Annotated in this window: 14 protein-coding genes; 8 read left to right on the top strand and 6 right to left on the bottom strand. The window is 50.3% G+C overall.

Annotated elements, in window-relative coordinates:
* Positions 1–92: 92 nt before the first annotated feature.
* From T488_RS0112835 to T488_RS0112810, 6 genes are all read left to right on the top strand, one after another.
* Positions 93–1,157 (top strand): hypothetical protein, encoded by a 1,065-nt coding sequence (locus T488_RS0112835; protein ID WP_028521148.1) that lies wholly within the window; start codon positions 93–95, stop codon positions 1,155–1,157.
* A gap of 8 nt (positions 1,158–1,165) precedes the next feature.
* Complete coding sequence (gene radA / locus T488_RS0112830) at positions 1,166–2,542, top strand: DNA repair protein RadA (protein ID WP_028521147.1); 1,377 nt, start codon at positions 1,166–1,168, stop codon at positions 2,540–2,542.
* Between the two features lie 107 nt (positions 2,543–2,649).
* On the top strand, positions 2,650–5,196 hold the full coding sequence (locus T488_RS18970) for a LamG-like jellyroll fold domain-containing protein (protein ID WP_051536474.1): 2,547 nt from the start codon (positions 2,650–2,652) through the stop codon (positions 5,194–5,196).
* Positions 5,197–5,318: 122 nt separating this feature from the next.
* Positions 5,319–6,842, top strand: coding sequence for a glycoside hydrolase family 3 protein (locus T488_RS17980; RefSeq protein ID WP_051536473.1), 1,524 nt, complete (start codon positions 5,319–5,321; stop codon positions 6,840–6,842).
* Between the two features lie 155 nt (positions 6,843–6,997).
* Positions 6,998–8,917 carry a GGDEF domain-containing protein gene (locus T488_RS0112815; protein ID WP_028521146.1) on the top strand — a complete coding sequence of 640 codons (1,920 nt, stop codon included), beginning with the start codon at positions 6,998–7,000 and terminating at the stop codon, positions 8,915–8,917.
* Between the two features lie 5 nt (positions 8,918–8,922).
* Positions 8,923–9,474 carry a GNAT family N-acetyltransferase gene (locus T488_RS0112810; protein WP_028521145.1) on the top strand — a complete coding sequence of 184 codons (552 nt, stop codon included), beginning with the start codon at positions 8,923–8,925 and terminating at the stop codon, positions 9,472–9,474.
* Here T488_RS0112810 and cls read toward each other — a convergent pair.
* A complete protein-coding gene (cls, locus tag T488_RS0112805; protein ID WP_028521144.1) occupies positions 9,471–11,003 on the bottom strand; it encodes a cardiolipin synthase in 1,533 nt (510 codons plus the stop codon). The genes T488_RS0112810 and cls overlap by 4 nt on opposite strands.
* A gap of 107 nt (positions 11,004–11,110) precedes the next feature.
* Between cls and T488_RS0112800 the strand changes: the two genes are divergently transcribed.
* Positions 11,111–11,545 carry an acyl-CoA thioesterase gene (locus tag T488_RS0112800; RefSeq protein ID WP_028521143.1) on the top strand — a complete coding sequence of 145 codons (435 nt, stop codon included), beginning with the start codon at positions 11,111–11,113 and terminating at the stop codon, positions 11,543–11,545.
* Positions 11,546–11,593: 48 nt separating this feature from the next.
* On the opposite strand, the gene T488_RS17975 is transcribed toward T488_RS0112800, so the two are convergent.
* Together T488_RS17975 and T488_RS18965 are read right to left on the bottom strand one after the other, a co-directional pair.
* A complete protein-coding gene (locus T488_RS17975) occupies positions 11,594–13,702 on the bottom strand; it encodes a glycosyl hydrolase (protein WP_037298050.1) in 2,109 nt (702 codons plus the stop codon).
* A 204-nt stretch (positions 13,703–13,906) separates the two neighbouring features.
* Positions 13,907–17,704 carry a dockerin type I domain-containing protein gene (locus T488_RS18965; RefSeq protein ID WP_051536472.1) on the bottom strand — a complete coding sequence of 1,266 codons (3,798 nt, stop codon included), beginning with the start codon at positions 17,702–17,704 and terminating at the stop codon, positions 13,907–13,909.
* A gap of 311 nt (positions 17,705–18,015) precedes the next feature.
* Here T488_RS18965 and T488_RS0112785 point away from each other — a divergent pair, with 311 nt between their 5' ends.
* The gene (locus tag T488_RS0112785; RefSeq protein WP_028521142.1) at positions 18,016–20,262 is read left to right on the top strand and encodes an Ig-like domain-containing protein; all 2,247 of its coding nucleotides are present in this window, start codon (positions 18,016–18,018) and stop codon (positions 20,260–20,262) included.
* A gap of 88 nt (positions 20,263–20,350) precedes the next feature.
* Here the strand turns inward: T488_RS0112785 and T488_RS19895 are convergent, their stop codons facing one another.
* The 3 genes from T488_RS19895 to clpB all read right to left on the bottom strand — a co-directional run bounded on the left by T488_RS19895 (position 20,351) and on the right by clpB (position 24,040).
* Positions 20,351–20,797, bottom strand: a complete 447-nt coding sequence (locus T488_RS19895; protein ID WP_037298046.1) for a DUF6465 family protein — start codon at positions 20,795–20,797, stop codon at positions 20,351–20,353.
* Between the two features lie 19 nt (positions 20,798–20,816).
* Positions 20,817–21,092 carry an HU family DNA-binding protein gene (locus T488_RS0112775; protein ID WP_028521141.1) on the bottom strand — a complete coding sequence of 92 codons (276 nt, stop codon included), beginning with the start codon at positions 21,090–21,092 and terminating at the stop codon, positions 20,817–20,819.
* Between the two features lie 350 nt (positions 21,093–21,442).
* The gene (gene clpB / locus T488_RS0112770; RefSeq protein WP_028521140.1) at positions 21,443–24,040 is read right to left on the bottom strand and encodes an ATP-dependent chaperone ClpB; all 2,598 of its coding nucleotides are present in this window, start codon (positions 24,038–24,040) and stop codon (positions 21,443–21,445) included.
* Between the last annotated feature and the right edge of the window lie 47 nt (positions 24,041–24,087).

Below are 24,087 nucleotides of genomic sequence, written 5' to 3'. Positions count from 1 at the left end.
CTCTTTTATCCGAACTGTAATAATATATTTATTGACAGAGTTCGTCAAAAGTGGTACAATATTTATATATAGATATTTGGGAGGAAACAACAATGAAATTTGATAAGATATTGTCCTTTATCACCGCAGGAGCTTTACTTTCAGCCTGTGCAGGATGCAGCAGCAAGAAGAATGCCGAAAGCTCAGAGGTAGACCCCCTGGCTCTGAAAGCTTCCCCTCAGAGTATTACTTTCGACTGGCAGGAGCCCTTCGAGACTATCCTCATCGCCTTCAAGAACTCAGACAGGTACACTGATACCTCCATGTTCGAGATCCGCGACCTGACAGGCGATGAAACACCCGAGCTCATAATCTCGCCCTCCGACGACGTTGCGGCAAAGTGTGAGGTATATAAGCTCATCGGCACAAGAGCCGATCTCATAACCAACTCCGGCTCTTACGGCACTATCGACTACATACCCGAAATGAACGCCATCGGCTTCCTCTATGAGGGAACAGGCTTCAAAATGGGCGAATACCAGACCTATCAGGACGGCAGCTTCGTTACCGACGTGAACTTCTACACAAATGCAGACAGCGCTTCCTCAGGCGCAGTTATCCGCTATGAAGTTAACGGCGAGGACGTTACACTGACAAAATTCCAGGAAGCTCTCCTGCCCTACCAGGATTCCTTCACCGTCAAGGTGGGAAGGAAGTTCTCACTTGGCACAGACGCCGTGAACTATGCTATACGCCGCAGCAAATGCTGGCCTCAGGTCCTTACCGACGATCAGAAGCAGCTCTACAAGGATAAGCTCAATGAGATCCTCAGCAGCCAGGAACTTAAAGACGCTGCCTTTGAGATAGTTGACCTTGATCTGAACGAGCTCCCCGAGGTAGTCGTTTCAACAGGTCTCCTCAACGACTCCGAAGCACGTATCCTCTATCTCGATACAGAAGGCGTAAAGGAGCTTTCCGTTACCTCAGACGCTGACGGCGGTATCCAGTTCGACGTAAGCTCAAAGATATTCTTCGCTGCCGATTATTACGGCTCTATCCAGTGCTGGTCCATGGCAGGCGCAGACATCAGCAGCTTCCAGCCCTCCGACAGCACGGTCCGCTGCGGAAGAGAGTACGATCTCACAGCAGAAAACATCGAAAATGCCTTCCTTTCATGAGGTAATTTATGGCTAAATCAAAATATATCTACACCTGTAATCAGTGCGGCTACGAAAGCACGAAGTGGAACGGCAAGTGCCCTTCCTGCGGCGCATGGAACAGCTTTGAGGAAGACATCGCCGATGTCTCTCCCGCAGGCGGTCGCGGAACAGCTTCTCAGGGAGCTGCTCACGATCTTTCCGACTGTATCCTCGAGCTTGAGGACATAGGCGCCGACAATGACGTCCGCTATGACACGGGTATCGGAGAGCTGAACAGAGTCCTCGGCGGAGGCCTTGTGAAAGGCTCTCTTGTTCTTCTCGGCGGTGAACCGGGTATCGGTAAGAGCACCATTCTCCTCCAGATATGCCAGTTTCTCGGCGAGGACCACTCCGTTCTCTACGTCTCGGGAGAGGAGTCAGCAAGACAGATAAAGCTCCGCGCCCAGCGCCTTGGGGTTGACACGGAAAACCTGTATATACTTACTGCAACAGACGCCGAGGCTGTGGCTCAGACCATTGCTGCAAGCGCCCCCGATATAGCTATCATCGACTCAATACAGACCATGAGCATCGGCAGGATAACCTCAAGCCCCGGAAGTCTCACTCAGGTAAGAGAGTGTACCAACCTGTTCATGCACACCGCAAAAAATCAGGAGATACCCATTATCATAGTGGGACACGTCAACAAGGACGGCGCTATCGCAGGTCCTAAGGTAATGGAGCATATCGTTGACGCCGTGCTCTATTTTGAGGGCGAGCGCCACCAGAGCTATCGTATTCTCCGCGCTGTGAAGAACCGTTTCGGCTCTACCAACGAGATAGGCGTGTTTGAGATGCTTGATAAGGGGCTCCGTGAGGTGGCTAACCCCTCGCAGATGCTCCTTGAGGGACGCCCCCACAATGTTTCGGGAACCTGCGTTGCCTGTGTAATGGAGGGCAGCAGACCTATTCTTGCTGAGGTACAGGCACTGGCTTCAAAGACCAGCTATGCCGCTCCCAGAAGAATGGCTACAGGCTTTGACTTCAACAGGCTCAGCATTATCATTGCCGTACTGGAAAAGCGCCTGGGTATATACATGGGAACTCTTGATGTGTACCTCAACATCGTCGGCGGCTTTCGTCTGGACGAGCCTGCGGGAGACCTTCCCGTGGCTATGGCGCTGTACTCGGGTATAATGGACAAGCAGATAGACGAGCAGCTCATCGCCTTCGGTGAGATAGGTCTCGGCGGCGAGATACGCTCAGTATCACATATCGCCCAGCGTATCCGCGAGGCAGAGCGTATGGGCTTCCGCACCTGCGTGGTGCCGAAGCAGTCAATGTCCGCTGTTGACCCCAAGGACTACGATATGGATATAATCCCCGCATCTACCTTGAAACAGGCGTTTGCGGTGATAAAATAAGTTATGAAGATGATACCTCGTGTATCATCTTTTTTATTGCTATTTGTGCATGAATGTGATATAATTAAGTTGACATATACTTTATTTTATCATAAAGGAGGAATATCATGAATATCAGAAAAAAACTTCTGTCCGCTGCGGCAGCTGTAGCTCTGGCACTTTCGGCAGCTCCCGTGCAGCTGTCCCGTGTTCAGGCAGCAGGACAGGCTCCCTCAGAGGCTTTTTCCGAGGAGATAGGTCTGGTGGGCAACCTCTTTACCGTTGCCGACAGCGGCAAGGCTGACCACGCAGAGCTCCAGTGGGCTACTACGCTCTCCGCACAGAGCTATGTGCTGTACCGCTCAACCGACAAGAGCAGCGGCTTTGTGCCAGTATACGAGGGCACGGGAAACTCCTGGACGGACAACGATATGTCCGCGGGACAGACCTATTACTATCAGCTGAAGGTCATCGGCAAGAACAGCGAGAACTGCTCTCAGGTCAAGGAGCTGACTCCCTGTGACCTTCCGTCGGGGCTCAGCACCTATGACAATCAGAAGGGCAGCAATCTGGTCTATGAGACCAGCGGCTACAAGGTGGGCAACACCTACTACAGCTACTCTCTGAAAAAGCACGCCGGCAAGGACGATATTTACCTTGCGGAGACCACATCAAAGGACGGAAAATGGTTCTCCAACGAGAAAAATGTGGCGGACAGCTCCCAGAATTCGGCACTGGCAAGCTGTAAGATAGAGTCCGTTCACATCGACTATATCCCCGCCAAGAACAAGGTGGTGGTCTGGGCGCACTGGGAAAAGCCCAGCGGCTACAGCGACGGTAAAGCCCTTGTTATAACAGGTACTCCCGGCGGACAGTTCACGGTGCACCACGTTTACAATCCCCTGAATATACAGGTCCGCGATATGGCTATCTTCTTTGACGATGACGGAACGGGCTACCTTATCGCAGCAGCCAACAAGGAGGGTCAGGGTGCCAACGCTACCATGTACATCTTCCAGATGAACGAGGATTACAGCGATGTCACCCGCGTGGTAAAAACTCTCTTTGAGGATCAGTACCGCGAATTCCCAAACCTTATCAAGAAGGACGGCTACTACTTCCTGTTCACCTCACAGGCGGCAGGCTGGTACCCCAGCAGCGGCGCCTACAGCGTTACCACCGACATCGGCGGCAACTGGAGCGACCTGCGCAGCATAGGCAATACCTCCACATTCTCATCACAGTCGGGCTGGATAGTGAATATGCAGGACAAGAACTACCTCATGCACGCCTACCGCTGGCTAAGAGCCTCAGATACCAGCGGAACCACGCTGTGCCCCCTGTATTTCGACAACGGCTTCGCCTTCTATGACTACTGCCCCTACTTCAAATACAACACCTCAACGGGAGACCTTTTCCCCGTTCAGCAGGGCGAGCTCATCTCACAGGACAAGCCTGCTTCATCTTCACTGGCGGCAAAGAGCGGCAACTCCCCCGCAAAGGCAGTGGACGGCTCATACCAGAGCTCCTTCAATGCCATCGGCGACTATAAAAAGTGGCCCTTCTACGTTCAGGTGGACCTTGAACAGGTCTGTGACCTCGCAAATATCCAGACCTCCTGGTACATCTGCAAGGGCTCTGAGGGCTACTACACCTACACCGTGGAGGGCAGCCTTGACGGCGTCAACTGGACACAGATCCTCGATCACACCAACAAGAACAGCGAATCGGTCACCAAGACCTACGGCTTCAACAGCGATATGCTCAAGGGACGGGCAAGGTATGTAAGGCTCAACGTCAAGAATGCTACCCTCCAGAACAATCCCGACAATAACTGGTACAATCCCCAGGTCTATGAAATGAAGATATTCGGAACTCCAGTCAGCAAGGCAGAGACTCCCGCTCCCGTTATCGACATCGACTTTGAAAACGGCACGGGAGACCTCAGGCTCAGCAGCGGTGCTTCTGTTGACGGAAACGGCTTTAGCGGAAAGGGACTTCGTCTCGACGGCAGCGACAATGCCTTTGCGGAGCTCCCCTCGGGACTGCTGGACGGCTGCCGCGATTATACGGTGAGCATGGACATAAAGTCCGAGTCGGAGGGCAACTTCTTCACCTTTGCCGCAGGTAAGAATGATGAGAAATACATCTTCTTCCGCGTTGCAAAGGATACTTTCAGATTTGCCGCAACTACCGATTCATGGCGCGATGAGACCGTTATTGAGCGCGATGCCGACGGTACGAACTGGCATAACTATACCATGGTCTTCAGCGGCGCAACTTCAAAGCTCTACATTGACGGAAAGTTCGTCAGCGAGACCACCGAAACTCACGGTCAGATAGCTGATATGGGTTCGGGCACAAGCTGCTATATCGGCAAGTCCTACTACGGAGACGACACCTGCTTCAAGGGCGAGATAGACAACCTGAAGATATACAAGTGCGCCCTCACAGACGCCGAGATAACAGGCAGCTCTCCCACTGTCAGCGGACCCGTCAGGGGCGATGTCAACAACGACGGCAAGTGCAACGTTGCAGACCTCACCGCCATGCAGAGGTTCCTTCTCGGCAAGGACAGCCTGGCTGCTCCCCTTAACGGTGACCTGTGCAGCGACGGAGTGATCGACGTTTTCGACATGGCGGCTCTCAGGAAGCACATACTCAGTACAAACTGAAAAACTCTCCCCGATATTCTGATATATCGGGGAGTTTTTTACTGTAAAATATTGTTTTTATTGACATTTTTCAGGCGCTATGTTATTATAGTTATATACAACATCAACAGGAGGAAGACATCTTGAAACTGAAAAAACATATTGCCTGCATTCTCGGTATCTCCCTTATGCTGACAGGCTGCGGAAGGGCTCCAAAGACCTCATCCGAGTCCGACAGCACGACAGAGCCTGAGGCCGTTACCGAGGAGTTTTACGATACAGAAGAACTATCACCTATCCAGGAAACGGTCACCGAGTTCATCACCACTGCTCCCGTGACCGCTAAGGCGGAAACCACTGCTGTCACCGCTTCCGCTGCTGTTACAACTGCGGCTCAGAATCAGAAAATCGAGGACAGCTCCGACGGCGTAAACAATGATGACAGTGAGGAGCCTGCTGACGATGGCGGCTCCGATGATGATAACAGCTATGAACCACAGCAGCAGAGCTATGAGCCTGCCGTCACTACCAAGCGATATGTCCATACAACTGCCGCCAGACATACTACAGCGGTAAGGACTACCACCACCGTTACCACTACTACCATAAACCATGACCCGTCTCCTAACGAGGTGCTCAATGAGCTCAGCCTTGAGCAGAAGGTGGGACAGATGTTCATGGTGACTCCCGAGGCTATAACGGGTATCTCTCCCATGAGAGAGGTGGGTAACGGCACCAAAAATGCTTTGGCGGCTTACCCCGTGGGCGGTATCATCTACTTCGCCCAGAACCTTACCTCTAAAAACCAGATAAAGGCGATGATAAGCAATACTCAGAGCTACTCACGGAGCGCCTGCGGTGTGGGACTTTTTACCGCCGTGGACGAGGAGGGCGGAACTGTTGCAAGGTGCGCTCAGAAGCTGGGTACCGCTTCATTCTACGATATGGCTTACTACGGCAGGGATAATGACTACGGCACAGCCTATGACATCGGCTCCGCTCTCGGCAGAGACCTGCACAGTCTCGGCTTCAATGTGGACTTCGCTCCCGTTGCTGACGTGAATATTTGCAGCGGCAACGAGCTTGGAGACCGAATATTCAGCAGTGACCCCGATGTGGTCGCAAATATGGTCTGCGGAGTCACAAAGGGACTTCAGGACAACGGCGTCTGCGCTACGCTGAAGCACTTCCCTGGGCTTGGCGCCGAGGACGGCAACACCCACACCAATTCAACGGTAGTCATCGACCGCTCTGTGGAGGAGCTCCGCGAGACCGAGTTCGTTCCCTTCAAGGCGGCTATAGAAAACGGCGCGGACTTCGTTATGGTTGGACACCAGACCGTAACAGGCTTCGGTGACGATCTTCCCTGTGACCTTTCATATACGGCAGTAACGGAAATGCTCCGCGGTGAGCTTGGCTTTGACGGTATTGCCGTCACCGATGCTCACCAGATGAATACCATCTCAAAGGTGTATTCCTCGGGTGAGGCTGCAAAGCTGGCTATAAAGGCAGGTATGGATATTATCCTCATGCCCGTGGACTACCGTCAGGCTATCGACGAGGTTTGCAGGGCTGTCCGCAGCGGCGAGATACCAGAAAGCAGGATAGACGAAAGCGTTATGCGCATTCTCACACAGAAGTATCAGCTGGGACTTCTCAAAAGATAAACACAGGACCCGAAAGAATTCTTTCGGGTCTTTTTTCTGCCGGTCGCGCGGCTGAAATAATATACAAAAAATCACGATTTAATGTTGCAATAATAGCTATTATGTGTTATAATGAAATATATTACTGTTTCTGATATGATCGGGGGGATATGACCATGAATAAGATAATAGAGCTTGCCGTTATAGTTGCGGGAATAGATGAGGAGTACCAGAACAGTATCCTGGACGGAATAACTGCCTGTGCCAAAAGATCTCATGCCAACATATCATGCTTCTGTGCATTCGGCGGAGTTCTCTCAAGCAGCAGGTACGATCAGGGTGAGTACAATATCTATTCCCTTATAAATTACAAGAAGTTCGACGGCGTTATCCTCATGACCAATACCATAAGCGATCCCGTCGAAAAGGAAAAGATACTGTCAAAAGTAAGAGCCTCAGGGCTCCCCGTCACAGTACTGGACTGCGACGAATACCCCGAATTCTATAACGTAAGTATCGACAATTATCAGGCTATGAAGGATATAGTCGAGCATGTCATAAAGGTACACGGTGCAAAGCTCATAAACTATATCTCGGGTCCTCTTGCCAATCCCGAAGCATCTGCCAGATACAGAGCCTTCCTGGAGGTCATGTCCGCAAATTCTCTTGTCACTGATATGGACAGGGTATTTTTCGGAGAGTTCAGGCCCTCGGACGGAAAAAAAGCTGTGGAAAAGTTCATCAGGTCAGGCAAGCCCCGTCCCGAAGCCATTATCTGTGCAAATGACGCAATGGCTCTGGCTGCCGTTGAGGAACTCAGTAGCTTCGGCTATGTAGTCCCCGATGATATTATCGTCACGGGCTTTGACAACACCTACAACGCAAGACATCACCTTCCTGCCCTGACTACGGTCTCACGTCCTCTGGACGAGGCAGGATACAAAGCCTGCGAGATACTCATTGACGTCATCAAGGGCAAAAAACACGAAAAGACCACCACCCTTGAGTCCTCCCCTGTTTTCACGGGAAGCTGCGGGTGCAGCAGCGGCAGCATGGACGATATGGTTGAATACATGGTGTCGATCTACAAGACGCTGGGCAGCTGTAAGAGCGATATTTCCGTCATAAACCGCATGACGACAGAGCTTGCGGAAAACGAGACCTCAGACTCGAATATGCGCACTATCGCGCAGTTCATAAATGAATTGAAGTTTGACAGGTTCGCTGTATGCCTGTGCACAAACTGGGATAAGGTCATCAAGGGATCTTCACAAAGCCGCGTCCCCGAAGACATTCAGATAAACGGATACACCGAAAACATGACCGCTCCCCTCGTTATAGAGGGCGGTATGAACTCTCCGGTCAAGCAGTTCAGCGCAGCTGATATGCATCCCCGTAAGCTTCACAGTGGCGGCAATGTCAGCTACTTTCTGCCCCTCCACTTCCGTGAGCGGTGCCTGGGATACTATATCTTCACAAACAGTCAGTTCCCCACAAAGAGCCTGCTGTGTCACACCCTTATCCTCAATATAAGCAACTCTGTGGAGAATATACGCAAGCTGCATCACCTTAACAGCATGATAGACGAGCTGGATAAGCTCTACGTCATCGACCCGCTGTGCAACATCTACAACCGCAACGGCTTCATCAGGACTGCCGATACCATATTCAGGAACTGCCAGGAAAAGGGCAGCAAGCTTCTTATCGCCTTTATAGATATGGACGGTCTGAAGCTGATCAATGACAACTACGGTCATAAGGAGGGTGATTTCGCTCTCCAGCGCCTTGCAGGCGTCATCAGGGACTGCTGCGGAAACGGCAGGATATGTGCCCGCTTCGGCGGTGATGAGTTCATCATTCTCGGCGAGGACGCCGCTGAGGAGGACGCAGAAGCTGTTGAGACCGCCTTTTACTCTCAGCTGGAAAACATTAACATTCTCATAAAAAAGCCCTATGCCATTGCCGCAAGTATCGGTACCGTCGTTACCGGGGTCTCAGGCGGTCAGACCCTTTTCCAGCTCATCACTCAGGCTGACGAGATAATGTACGAAAAGAAAAAGCGCAAGAAGACCTCAAGATACCTGCGCCATGACTAAACACTATGGAACACAAAGGAACAGTTAAACTTGAAACAAAGCGCCTCGTTCTGAGGCGCTTTGAATATGCCGACTCGGAAGCGGCTTTCCGCAACTGGACAAGTGACCCGATGGTAACGGAATTCCTGCGGTGGAAAAATCACTCCGCTCTTTCGGAAACACAAAGTCTCGCCCGCTTCTGGGAAGAAAAGTACAGAGACATGAGATGGTACCACTGGGCTATAGTGCCGAAAGAGATCGGCGAACCCGTGGGTACCGTATCAGCTGCCAATGTTTACGATGACACTGACACAATAGAGGTGGGCTACTGCATCGGCAGAGCCTTTCAGAACAAGGGCTATACCACGGAAGCCCTTCATGCTGTCATGGGCTTTTTCTTTGACACCGTGGGAGCCTGCCGCATAGAAGCAAAACACGACCCGCGCAATCCTGCTTCGGGCCGTGTCATGGAAAAATGCGGTATGACATACGAGGGTACCCTGCGCCGCTCAGAGCGTACCAACAAGGGCGTGGTGGACGTCAGGGTATACAGTATACTAAGAGAGGAATACCGTTAGAGCAGTGGTGCGAACATATTCAGCACCGCTCCTGCTGCCTTCTTCAATACGGGTCTTGCAGCACACTCCTCCGCTGTGACAAGATGTGAAAGCTCCACGGTCTTTTCAAAATCGCGGACTATCTTCTTTATCACGGAGCAGTCATACAGCACTGAGCCGCATTCAAAATGCAGATAAAAGCTTCTGTAATCAAAATTGATAGTGCCGACCACCGCGGTCTTTCCGTCCGCAACACAGGTCTTGGCATGGATAAATCCGGGAGTGTATTCGTATATCTTTACTCCTGTTTCCGTAAGGGTGGCGTAGTTGTTCCAGGCTATCATGTGAACGTACCACTTATCGGGGATATGGGGTGTGATTATGCGCACATCCACTCCCTTTTTTGCCGCAAAGCCCAGAGCGTTGAGCATCTCCTCATCAAGTATCAGGTATGGCGTGGTTATGCAGACATACTCGCGGGCATTGTTTATGAGCTCCATGTAAACACGCTTTCCAACGGGCTCCTCGTCAAGGGGAGAGTCGGAAAATGGCTGTATAAAGCCATCGCTGCCCAGGAAGCTGAATAACTCAGAGTGCTGAGGCTGATATTTCAGAAACTCCTCGTCCTCTGCCTTCTCCCAGAGCTGGAGGAACATGACTGTGTAATTCCATACAGCCTGTCCCCTTACCATAATTGCAGTGTCCTTCCAGTGTCCGAAACGCTCCTTGCGGTTGATGTACTCATCTGCAAGATTGGTCCCGCCGTTGAAGGCTGTGTGTCCGTCGATTATGACTATCTTTCTGTGGTCGCGGTTGTTCTGCACCGAGGAGATCATGGGACGGAATGGGTTGAACACCTTGCACTTGACGCCGCCCTCCTCAAGTCTGCGGAAGGGCTTCACGGAATTGAGCATTCCCGTACCAATACCGTCATACATTAGCCTTACGTCCACACCCTCCTTAGCCTTGCGGATAAGGAGCTCGGACATCACGTCGAACATATAGCCCTCGGTGATGATGAAGAACTCAAGGAAGATGAAGTTCTTAGCCGTTTCCAGCTGTGCTATGAGGTTCTCGAACTGTATCTCGCCCAGGGGGAAGTACTCTGCAGAGGTATTCCTGTAAACGGGATAAAGTCCGAAGTCGGTGACATACCGTGCAAGATTGACAGAATCAGGACAGCTCAGCTTCAGCTCCTCCATGACAGCGTCCTCCTGCACCAGAAGCGCCTTTGTCTGCTTCTGGTTGCGCATATCTATGGACTTGGGGAACTGCTGGGTCAGCTTGATGAACAGATAGGATACTCCGCCCAGCAGGGGGAAGATACTGATAATGATTATCCACGAAACACGATAGGAAATGGGATCGTTCTTGTTTGTCAGGTAAATGGCAAGTATTATATCAAGTACGATGAGAGCGAAATATACGAACACGAAACGCTCTCCCAGGCTCATTACCGCCAGCATCAGGAAACCTATCTGCAACAGCAGAAGGATCACGAATGCGGCGTTGCTGCTGAGTATGCTGCTGAGAAGTTTTTTGAGCTTCATATCTCACCTCCGGGTAAAATGATAAAATTATTATAACACAAAAAAAACAATAAATCAACGGTATGCGGCGTAAAAACTGCAAATGCCATACAGAAAGGATAAACACTATGACAGAGATCAGACCATACGAAAGAAAGGTAAACTACTACGAAACAGACAAAATGGGGATAGTCCATCACTCAAACTATATCCGCATTTTCGAGGAGACCAGGGTCCACTATCTTGCTGAGGCAGGTATGCCCTTTGAGAATATAGAGGCGGAAGGCGTCCTCATGCCTGTGCTGTCCGTGGAATGCACCTACAAGCATCCGCTGGTCTTCGGGGAGGCTTTTCAGTCCGGCATAAAAGTGACTAAGTTCAACGGAACTACCCTCCACCTGGCATACAGGGTCATCAGCCTGAAAACCGGAGAGCTCTGCGCCGAGGGAAGCTCCTCTCACTGCTTCACCGACACGGATATGAAGCCCCTCAGAACAAAGCTGAAATTCCCCCATATCTATAATATCTTCAACGAATTACTAAAAATATCATCAGAGGAATAAACCAAAAGCTGCACGGCGGAAACCGTGCAGCTTTTCTATTGGAGGTCGTTATTTTGCGCTTGGGTCAAGAGTTGTTCTCTTCTTGAGAAGGAACTCCTGAATGAACATAGCGTCGTTGGAGGTAAGTCCCTCTGTCTCCTTGTCAACGTCGCCGTTTGCCTTGCCCTTTTCGGTGAGGTGCTTCTCATAAGTGCCCTTCAGACCGTACTTGTCGGGGTTTGCAATGGACTGCATTATGAGGATAGCGTCTGCAAGCTCTACCTTTGTATCGCAGTTGGTATCGCCGTAAACGATGTCCTTGTCAACAGGCTTGCTTGTAGTTGTTGTGGTGGTCACCTTGGGAGCTGTTGTGGTAGTTGTGGTGGTCTTGGGCTGCTCTGCGCTTCCCTTGTAGAGGTCCTTGGGGAGCTCTGACAGTGTGATGCAGAAATCGCTCTTGTAAAGCTCTGTGAAGGTCTCGGGGTCCTGATACTCCTTGCCGCAGAGGAAGTGAGACTGCTCTGAATCGTACCAGGGGCAGAAGTACAGCCAGTATGCGTGCTCGACCTGCATATTGTTCAGGCTTGGGCAGGAATCGTTCTCGGGCATTGCTACCATTTTCTTGCCCTTGACGAACTTGTTCAGCGTGTAGAATATGCCAGCCTCAGCGTCCTCGTTGGGAGTTCCCTGCTGCTTGCCGTCATGACGGTTGTACTGGCAGTTATACTTATCAAAGCCTACGATGTCCACCTTGTCATCGCCCGAATACCACTTTGCGGAATTGTCAGACCATGCGTACAGGTTCTGCTCGTAGATGAGGTTGTGGAGACCGTACTCGTCTCTCAGTGTGTCCTGGAGGAAGTTCCACAGCTGATTGTATACAACTGCGCCTTCCTTCGCCCACCAGAACCATGCGCCGGAACCGTCAATGGGATCCTCGGTACGGCTGGGGTTGCCCTCCGCCTCATGGAAGGGACGGAAGATAACAGGAACCCCTGCGTCCTGGAGCTTCTTCAGCTCAGCTGCAAGATTTTTCATACAGAGCTGGAAGTAATCATACTCCATTGTGCCCTTTACCATGCAGTTCTTGGTGATGAAGTCAGTCTTCTCGGTATATGTGGTCTTGGAGAAGTCAAGAGGCTCTCCGAGAGTATAGTCAGCCTTGCTTGTAGGAACGTTTATATGCCATGAAGCTGTGCAGATACCGTTCTTCTTGGTAGCCCAGTCGATCATACGCTGTGCCACGCCGTCGTCCCAGGCATAGCAGGGGCAGTAGCTTCCGAAGTCAAAGCCGCGGATAGCGGGCTCCTCGCCTGTGAGCTCCTTGATGTATCTTACCTCAAAGTTATAGTCATTGTATGAGTAGTTGCGGTTCTGAGTGCTGTAGGTATAGACCTGTCCGTCGGGACCTGTGCAGTGCCATGGGAACTTCTCGCCGCTCTCGGTCTTGTCCCAGCTCTCCTCGTCGATGACGTACTCAACGCCGTCGCTGTCCACGCACTTGTTGGCATTTGCGTCATAGCGGATAGTGGTATCAACGCCATGACCGCCGCCGTATATCTCCTGCTGACCCGAAAGGATATGCTTGCCGTAAACGCTCTTGAGGTACTTCATGAGTGCCTTTGTTTCGGGAGTAGCATCGGGATCAACTGTTGTGCCGTCAGCCTTTGAGAGGTCGGGGAACTGTGCCTCGTCCACCGTTACCGTATCAATTGCCATGTAGCCGTATTCACTGATGAATTCGATAGTGTTCACACCCTTGTTCATTCGCACCATTCCGAAGTCATAATCCGTCCACTTATCGGAATAGGCTGCCTGAGTTGTGTATTTTACTCCGTTTATCTTGACAGCCTGCTGTCTTGCGCCCTTGTCGAGGATCTGTGCGCCGTGTACCATTATGGAGTACATTCCGTCGGCGGGAACAGTCACCTCAAATGAAGCAGGTGATGCTGTCAGATAGAAGAATCCATCCCCCGAATAACCGGGTATCTCTGTCTGATAGATACTTGTCCACAGGTCAGCGTCCTCCATTTTCTCGCCCTCAATAACGTAAGGGAAAGATGTTGCAGCTGTCTCCCCTGCTGCAATGGAAGTGAAAAGACCTGCGGTGCTGCACTGTACTGCTGCCATAACTCCCGCAGCTGTCAGTGCCAGTGTTTTTTTAAGCTTTCCATTCATTTTCAATATCCTCCTTTATTGGATACGACCAATAACCTATAACTTTATTATAGTCCTTTTTAAGCCCTGTGTCAAGGCTTTTTCAGCTATCGAATATGTAAAATTATTGTGATAATTTAAGCTGCTGCTTAAATTATGAAAAAAGGAACCTTATGGGGAGGTTCCTTTTTCCATCATATCATTATACCGAAGTCCTGTCGGATCTCAGGACTCGGGGAGAGCTGGCAGAAGGCCAAGGAGATACTTCTGTATAGCCAGTGCGTCATTGGCTGTGATACCGCTTCCCGGCTCGCTGACATCAGCGTTTACGCGAAACTCGGACTTGATCTGGTATCTGTCGGGATTTGCAAGTGACTGCATGATGAGTATAGCATCAGCAAGTTCGACTGTGCCGTCGCCGTTTACATCTCCTGCCTTGCCGTTGTAGGGCTTCGCAGTTGTAGTGGTGACAGCAGGCTGTCCCTCAGCTGCCGAGAATACCATGTAGAACAGGTTTGCTGCGTCTGCCTTTGCGACTGTATGTGCACCTGCGGAAAGATCTGCGGTGATGATACCGTCGCCCGATGATGTATACTTGATACCGTCTATCTTGATAGTTGCCGCAGGCTCTGTGAATACGAGGGTAAGTCTGCCGTTTGAAGGAGCGTTGAAGCTTATAGCTGTTGCTGTCTCGATCTTCAGGCATCTTGTCAGGGCCTTACCGTCATAATTCACAGTTCCTTTAGCGTCAGAGAGGTTACCGGTAATGCTGTAGAAGCTGCTCTGTGTACCGTTTTCGGTGAAGTTGTGTACATAGCCGCCGGATACGGGTACAACAGGTGAAGTTACTGTTGTCGTGGTGCTCTGTGCAGGCTGACTGCTGCTTGTAGTAGTCGCAGGCTGCTGCACGGGAGCAGTTGTCTGTGCAGGTGCTGTTCCTGCTGCATAGGGGTTCGGAGTTGCGGTCTGTGATACTCCGCCGCTCATGTGGTAGCCTATGCTCTTGAATGTGCTGCCCGAGGCTGTCTCGGCAAATCCCGAGGGCTTGGGCGAGCCGTCTGCGTTTCTCCATGCCTTGTGGAAATCTGTTCCCATGGCTGCAACGCTGAGGCTTATGAAGTCGCTGTCGGCAGGTGTTACGATGTCGCCCAGCTTAGCGCCGTTGGTCATGGTAACAGCTGACTTTGCGTAATAATACTTGGCGTTGTAATATACGGAATCGCTCATGATACCAACGAACTTGTCATTGGATACCTTTATGCCTGCGGCGTTGGTCTTTGAGACCTTGCCTGTGTTGATGTAGGACATCATTCCGCTGAACTTAGCCGATGTGTCGCAGCGGTATACCATGTAATTGGACTTGCCGTTGCCGCCGATACCGTTGTTGTATGCGGTGCAGTTCTTCATGTCGCCGAACTTTGGATTGTTGTTATCGGTAAATCCGCAGTTCAGGTTCTCAAAGGAAAGGCAGTTCTCAACGGTGTGGCGTGTACCTACTCCGCCGCCGCCAAGCTTGAAGCCGTTTCCGTCACAGTCACCGTAGCCTCTGCCGTTCTCGGTAAAGCCGTTGCGGAAGGCTATACTGTTCTTTATAGTCACACTGCCGATAGGACCTGTCTCGGTCTTTGCATAGAGGTCCCAGCCGTCATCGGAGTTGTTGTAAGCGATACAGCCGTCGAATACATTGCCCTCGCCGCAGGTGAGCTTTGCAGCAAATCCGTCTGCGTTCTCCATTGTGGCATCGTCGCAGTTATTGCGTGAGGTGCAGTTCTTCACAAGGTTGTTTGTGGGCCACTGGGATACACTTGTATACGAGGTATTGTATCTGGAGATCTGTAAGCCTGTATCCTGATTATTGTCAAATACCATCATCTCGATGATATTGTTGTCGCCCGAAAGGAGCATTCCGTTATCGCCTGCATTGGCTATCTCAAAGCCGTAGAAATGCCAGTATGAGCCGTCAAGGACGAATCCGCGGTTAGTGCCTGATACCGCTTCGCCCGAGAAGTCGAACTTTACCGCCGCATTGGGGTAGGCTGCGATGGTCTTGTATGCGCCAGACTTGCCTGCGTTGCTCTCCTCTATCATAATGGGCGAGCTGTATTTATATGTGCCGCCGAGAAGATAGATAGTGCCGCCCGCAGGTACCGACTTGATCGCGGTAAGAACATCTGTGGGGGTATTCATGGTCTTACCGTCTCCTCCACCGTTGGGAGAAGCATAGATCACGTTTGCGCCTGTAACCGGGGTAACTGATACAGGCACAGTTGTGGTCTTGGCAGGCTGTGTCACAGGGATAGTTGTAACTACAGGCTGCGTGGTGATAACGGGGATAGCTGACGTTGTGACTACAGGGGCTGAGGAGCTGTCCTCCTTGAAGCCGCTGCCTATTGCGGTCACTGTGCCCTTGTAGGAACTGAGCGCAGATTTAAGTGCCTGATTTACTGCGTAGCTCTCGTCGTCAACCGAGTTGTTGAACTGCCACTTGAAGTCGCCGCCGTCAACTCTGCCTGCCTTTGCCGTTACTATGGCAGGTACATCAGCTGCACTGTCCGCTGTGTAGGTGTACATCACACTTGATGTGTCAAAGTTGTTATAGGCTGTTCCGCCTGATTTAGCCTTTACTGAAGCTCCTATCTTCTCTGTCTTTGAGGAAGCCTCATAGGCGTCGAAATCAGTGCTGTTCTCCTGATAGGTAGTGTACGCCTTCTGACCTGTCATGATGTTGCCGAAGGACTTGATGACTCCGCCTGCTTCTCCCGAGAAGGTGCCGCCTGAAAGATCATCGGAGCCCTGAAGGGAGATGAGCATGGGATACTTGCAGTTGCGGAAATAGTTGCTCTCCACAAAGCAGGAAGCTCCCATGGTAACGCCTACGCCGTACTTTGCATTGCCGTCAAAGTAATTGTTGTAGCAGTGTACGGAACAGGTCCTTATTCTGGGATGGCGGGAATCGGAATGATCGTACCAGTTGTGGTGGTAGGTTATGTAATTCTCGGTGCTCTCTGATTTCATGCCCTGGAGATTACACTTTCCGTTGTCCCAGAAGTGATTGTAAGAGTGAGTGATATAGGTAGAGGTCTTGGTATCAAGAGCTCCGTCGCCCTTTGCCTGATCGGCGTCAGAGCCTGCGTCTCCGTAGAAGAAGTCGCAGTTGTGGACCCAGATGTGGTTGTTGTTCTGCTGGAGTCCGCAGTTGTCGCCCTCGCTGCTGTTGCAGTTCATGAAGCCCAGGTTTCTTACCTCTACGTTGGAACAGTTCTTCATGACGAGACCAAAACCGTTGAGAGTTGCGTCATTGCCTATGCCCTCGATGGTGCAGCCTGCTGTGACTGTATCCACCATAAGGTCTCCCTTCATGAGAACGGATGGATCGGTGATATTTCCGATAAAGCGGATATTCAGCGGTCTTGACTCCTTGCCCTTCTTGTATGCGGTGATTATATTCTGCACGCCCGTCACCGCTGCGGCTCCCTTTCCTGTGGAGTCGATGCTTGCTGATACCGTGTCCTTGTTTCCTTCCGTAACATAGATCACTATGGCATTGCTTTTAAGAGTACCGTCATTGTTGTAGGCACCGCTGGAGCTTCCGTTCACGAATCCGAAGCCGCTGCGGTCATGGGCATAGGCTTCTGCCTTTGCCTCTGCTGCCTTTGAGCTGTCCTCCTTGCCGCCTATAACAGGAACTATGCGCATTGTGTGGCTGCCTGCCTTCAGTCCCACGGCATCTGCTCTCATATAGCCGCTGTACTGTCTCACAAGCATGGTGTCGATCTGGACGCCGTCAACATAGACGTTGTAGCCGCCTGCTCCCGATACCGATGACCATGTGGCATACATTCCCTCGCCGAAGCCTGCGGAACTGAGTATCTTCACGCTGCTTTCGGCTGCATAGGCTGTGAGCCCGCTTCCTGCGGTGATAACGGACATTGATGAAGCTGCTGTGCCGACTGCTGCCGACACTGTCATCATAGCCGCTGCTGCGATTGAAGCTGCTCTTCTTTTAAGCATACTGTTCTTCATAAGTGATCCCTCCAAATTTTAATATCCTCTGATGAGCGCCCTATCGGCGCTTATTTCTCTTACTGTATATATTATATCCCCGAAGCAGAGCCTTTTCAATGACATATAATACTCAGAATATGATTTTTTGTACTATTATTTATATGAACTCGGTACAATCGGTCAGATAAATATATAATATCATCATCTTTTTATATATGTATGTCATTACAGCAGAATTTTCTTGTAATTTCCAAAAAAGATGTGAGAGATTATGCGAGTTGATACGTCTATGTTATAGAAAGCATGAAACCAGTAAAGGAGGTATCTTTATGCTATTCAGGAAAATCTTATCTTTTACCCTTGCAGCTGCTGTGTCTTCATCTATGATAGCAGCAGTTCCGACCATTCCCACTGCAAACTACGCAAGCACCGTATTCGCAGCTGACGGCGATGCCCCTGCCCTGACTACCACAACTATCGCAGGCAGCGGCTCATTCGCTCTGCTCCAGACAAGCTATGATGTGAAGGCAGGCAGCACTGTCTACATATCACGCTGCGGTATAACCACCCCCGACTCCTGGGAGATAAGCGATCCGTCGGTCATCTCCGTGGACTCAACAGGTCTTGTTGTCACAGGTCTCAAGGCAGGTACTGCCGAAATAACATATACCTATAACGGCAACACTTCAAAGGCTTATGTGACTGTAACAGAGGGCGGTGCCGAGGCTGACTCCGGCGAGCTTACATTCACGGACTATGTTATGTACAGCTCTGCAAGATTTGTTTCATTCCAAAAACACGGACTGTTTATGCTTATAGACGGTCTGAAGTACCCCGGCGGCAATCCTCTCGCAGAGGGAAATACCGTTAATGTGAACTTCAGCTTCGAGACTATTGACGGCGTCCGCGCAATTACCAAGTTCGGCAATTCGTCAGTAGTAACACATGAACAGCCTATAAGTCTTCCCACTCCCGAAAGACTTTCTATCAGTGATTTTGTCATGGAAAAAGATGCCTACAGCATCACCTTCAAGGATCACGGAAAGTTCTTCTTCAACAAGGGCTGTTCAACGAGCAGGATAACAAATCCTTTAAAGCTCATCGTGGGCGATGAATGCAGTATAGTTTTTGACCACAGAGAGCTTTCAGATTCAGTTGATCTCATCACCTACATCGAGAGCCTTTCCGTAACAGAAACACGTATTTGCGACAAATGCAAAAAGTCCTTCCCCAGAAATCATCTGACCTATACCAATCTCGGTGCGTACGTTTGCGAGGACGACATCGACTACGGCTGGTGCGGAACTATGGAAACAGCAGAATTCACAGACACCGTTACAGCTGTCAGCAGCGATCATATCACCTTTGCAAAGCAAGGAAGCTATAATTACACAAAGCTTCCTGCCGATGATGCCGCAAAGCTCAAAAACCTTACAGCAGGCGACAAGGTTTCCGTAAGCTTGATCCGGCACTCCACCTATGATACCTTCATCGACGAACTGACATCATTCAGCACCGGTACAAGCAGCGTTTCCACAACTACTTATGTGGTAACCGAATACCCTATAACCACTACAACTACTTCGTTCACAGGTCCTATATGCGACACAACTCCCATAACCACCACAGCTACCACAACTTCTACCGCTATTTGTGACACAAGTACATCTACAGCTACCACTACCTCAGACCCGACAGAGGTATGGATGTGGATGACAGGCGTGGATCACTTCGACAGCATCAGGACTCTCCCCACCAAGACTATCTACACCGAGGGCGAGGAGCTCGACCTCAGCGGTCTGGTTATAAACGCCTACCACCAGGCAGATAAATTCTCCAACAAGGGCAATTCAATGACCGTAAGAACCGACTATGTCTGGGAGATCGAGAATATCGACCCGAAGTTCATCACTATTGAAGGCATGACCGGCGAGGTCAAGGGCACTAACGGCGATATAAGCAAGCTCAACGGCGGCGAAGCCTATACAGTAGTAATCGGCGGCGGAAATGCAATTAATCTTAACGTCAAGGGCGATCAGTACGAGAAGGAAATGTACGATACAAACGAATTCAGATTCAGGATATACATTTCCCCCAAGGACGGCAAGAGCAAGTTCATTCCTATCAAAAACGGTGAGGTCGAGGCATTCAGCTACGGATTCGACACCCACGGCTTTGTCATCAAGGGCTACGGCGCATTCAGCATCGATATGGACGCTCATATGCACATGGGTTATAATATGCCCGCCCCCCTCCAGAAGGGCGATATAGTTTCAGGAGTCCTCTATATCAATCCCAAGACCAACTACATCTTTACAGGCGACCTTGAAGTATCCCACCCCACACTCGGAAACGGCGACTCAAACTGTGATAACAAGATAGAGCTTGCCGATGCGATACTCATTATGCAGGCTCTGGCAAACCCCGATAAATACGATATTGGCGGTACTTATGTACGCTGCATGACAGAAACAGGAAGAAAGAATGCCGACGTAAACGGCGGCGGAATGACCACAGATGACGCTCTGGACATTCAGCTCCACCTCCTTGGCAAAAAGACTCTCGCTATGAGATAACAAAAGAGGCTCTCCAATGGAGAGCCTTTTCCTTATTATTATACAAACCGACGCAAAAAAGCTCCGCAGAAGCGGAGCTTTATAATTCTCAGAAAAGATCAAAATTGCCGAATGTGTTATCGTCGATTACGTAGTAAACCTTGTTGATCTCAGGTCTTACATATACAACAACGCTCTTAGCCGACTTAACTCCGGCATCAGCCTTTGCCTTGTCGATAAGGTCTGTACCTGCTACCTCACCGCCGTTGTACTGAATGAAAACCTTTCTCTCTTCAGCAGCAGCTGTCTTCTTGGGAGCAGCGGGCTTCTTAGCAGCTGTAGTCTTCTTCTCAGCGGGCTTCTTTGCAGCTGTAGCCTTCTTCTCAGCAGGCTTCTTTGCAGCAGTTGCCTTCTTCTCAGCGGGCTTCTTTGCAGCAGCAGCCTTCTTCTCAGCAGGCTTCTTTGCAGCAGCTGTCTTCTTAGCAGCGGGCTTCTTCTCCACAGCAGGAGCAGCTGTCTCTGCTGCCTTTGTCTCAACAGTCTTCTTATCCGGCATGATTATTTCCTCCTTAGAATTACTTGTTAACAGCGTTCTTGAGTGCCTGACCAGCCTTGAAAGCGGGTGCCTTTGAAGCGGGAGCAGTCATCATCTTCTTTGTCTGGGGATTGATAACCTGCTTCTCCTTACGGTCACGAACCTCAAAAGTACCAAAACCAACGATAGAAACCTTCTCTCCGCCTGCGAGAGCGTCTGTGATGGTTGAAATGATAGCGTTTACAGCTGTCTCTGCGTTCTTCTTAGTGAAGTCTGCCTTCTCAGCAACTGCACTGATTAATTCGGTCTTTGTCATAGTATTATCCTCCATAAAATAAGATTTTACAATTGAATTATATACCCTTTATAACGATTTGTCAAGGAATTCCCGAAAAAATGACAAATCAACCTATATTTGGGTATTTACAGCCTGTTTTTTATTCAAAACCGCCATAGAATTTGCCTATTTTCCGTTGACAGAATTTTGGTACTGCCGATTTTGCTATACATTATGTATATTATTGGCATTTTATTCCGAAATATTCATAAAAAATCCACTTTTACATTCTCTTATTTTATGTAAAAAATGCCCCCGGAGCAAATTTTACACTCAGGGAGCATTTTCACTTTTTCGATCAGTTTATTTGTACTCTGATGACATTTTCGTCAGTCCGCTATCAGCTTTCCGTTGGCGTCAAGGTCGATGTCTATAACGTCCCCTGCGGACAGGTTGCCGCCGATGATACGCTTTGCCGCCAGGGTCTCAACGTTACGCTGTATGAACCTTCTGAGAGGTCTTGCACCGAAATTGGGATCGTAGCCGCAGTCAACGATATAGTTCTTGGCTGCGTCACTGACATTTATGCGGATATGCTTGTCGTCCAGACGCTTCTGGAGGTCCGCCAGCATAAGGTCTACTATCTTTATTATATTGTCCTTGGTGAGGGGCTTGTAGAAGATTATCTCGTCGAGACGGTTAAGAAACTCGGGACGGAACTGAGTTTTCAGCAGCCCCTCTACCTGTGCACGTGCCTCGTCTGTTATCTCACCGTTTTCGTCGATACCCTCAAGGATATAGGGTGAGCCCAGATTTGAAGTCAGGATTATGATAGTGTTCTTGAAGTCCACTGTCCTGCCCTGTGAATCTGTAATTCTTCCGTCGTCAAGCACCTGGAGCAGTATGTTGAAGACATCGGGGTGTGCCTTTTCTATCTCGTCAAAGAGTATTACCGAGTAGGGCTTTCTGCGTACCGCTTCCGTAAGCTGACCGCCCTCATCGTAGCCCACATATCCGGGAGGCGCTCCGATAAGTCGGCTTACGCTGAATTTCTCCATGTACTCGCTCATGTCGATACGGATAATGTTCCTTTCGTCATCGAAGAGTATCTCCGAAAGTGCCTTTGCAAGCTCCGTCTTGCCCACGCCGGTAGGTCCAAGGAAGAGGAATGAGCCGATGGGTCTGTCGGGAGCCTGTATGCCTGCACGGGAGCGCAGGATAGCTTCGCTGACCTTTGTGACAGCTTCGTCCTGTCCGATAACTCTCTTGTGGAGCAGTCCTTCCAGTCCCAGTATCTTTTCCTTTTCGCCCTCCATGAGCTTTGAAACGGGGATACCTGTCCAGCGGCATACTATCTTTGCGATCTCGTCCTCAGTTACCTTGTCACGGAGCAGTCTGCCGTTTTCAACGTCATGCTCTGCCTGCTTTTCAAGCTCCTCCAGCTCCTTCTGAAGCTGAGGAAGCTTGCCGTATTTAAGCTCAGCAGCCTTGTTCAGGTCATACTCACGCTCCGCCTTTTCTATCTCTCCGCCTGTGCGCTCTATCTCCTCACGGAGCTTCTGTACGGCGGATATATCATTCTTCTCGTTTTCCCATTTAGCTTTCATGCCGCTGAACTTCTCACGAAGCTCCGCAAGCTCCTTCTGTATCTCCTCAAGGTGCTCCTGAGAGATATTGTCGCTCTCCTTTTTAAGAGCGGCTTCCTCAATTTCAAGCTGCACTATCTTACGGGAGATAACATCAAGCTCTGTGGGCATTGAATCCATTTCCGTACGGATAGTAGCGCAGGCTTCGTCAATAAGGTCGATAGCCTTATCGGGGAGGAACCTGTCGGTGATGTATCTGTTGGACAGCACAGCCGCAGAAATAAGCGCATTATCGCTTATCTTGACGCCGTGGAATACTTCATAACGCTCCTTGAGTCCGCGGAGTATGGATATGGTGTCCTCAACGCTGGGTTCGTCAACCATTACGGGCTGGAAACGACGCTCCAGAGCAGGGTCCTTTTCGATGTACTGACGGTACTCATTAAGGGTGGTAGCGCCGATACAGTGGAGCTCGCCCCTTGCCAGCATAGGCTTCAGCAGGTTGCCTGCGTCCATAGCTCCGTCGGTCTTGCCTGCGCCGACGATGGTGTGGAGCTCATCTATAAAGAGGAGTATCTGTCCGTTGCTGTTCTTTATCTCGTTGAGGACAGCCTTCAGACGCTCCTCAAACTCGCCTCTGTACTTGGCGCCTGCCACGAGAGCTCCCATATCAAGTGAGAAGACCTTGCGGTCTTTAAGGCTGTCGGGTACGTCTCCTGCCACGATACGAAGGGCAAGTCCCTCTGCGATGGCAGTTTTTCCGACGCCCGGCTCACCGATGAGCACAGGGTTGTTTTTCGTCTTTCTTGACAGTATGCGGATAACATTGCGTATCTCGCTGTCACGTCCGATAACGGGGTCAAGCTTGTTGCGCCTGGCAAGTCCCACAAGCTCCTGACCGTACTTAGTCAGAACATCGTAGGTGTCCTCCGGATTTTCGCTTGTAACTCTGGTATTGCCCCTTACGGACATAAGTGCGCTGAGGAAGCTGTCCCTTGTGATGTTGAAGGTACTGAAAAGCTGTGACACTTCCCTGTCCTTGCTTTCGATAAGGGAGAGCATGATGTGCTCTACGGACACGAACTCGTCCTTCATGTTAGCGGCTATCCCCTCAGCGGAAGTAAGTACGCGGTCGCACTCGGCTGAAATGCCCAGATTGCTGCTCCTGCCGCTTCCCGTTACCTTGGGAAGTCCGTTGAGCTTCTTCTCCACCTCGCTGTCGAAAATATCCTCATCTATATTCATCTTTTTCAGGAGCTGCGGGATAAGACCGTTCTCCTGACGTACAAGTCCTGCAAGCAGGTGTATAGGCTCGATAACCGAGTTAGACTTCATAACGGCTATGCTCTGAGCCTTCCTTACAGCATCGATCGACTTCTGAGTAAGTTTCTCTGCATTCATATCAATATCCTCCATTCTTATTTTTCGTATTTATCCTTTTTTCTTTG

It is taken from the genome of Ruminococcus flavefaciens ND2009, assembly GCF_000621785.1.
Taxonomy (GTDB): Bacteria; Bacillota; Clostridia; order Oscillospirales; family Ruminococcaceae; genus Ruminococcus; species Ruminococcus flavefaciens_C.
The sequence above is the reverse complement of the archived record's forward strand: the minus strand, read 5'-3'. Positions and strand labels throughout refer to the sequence as shown.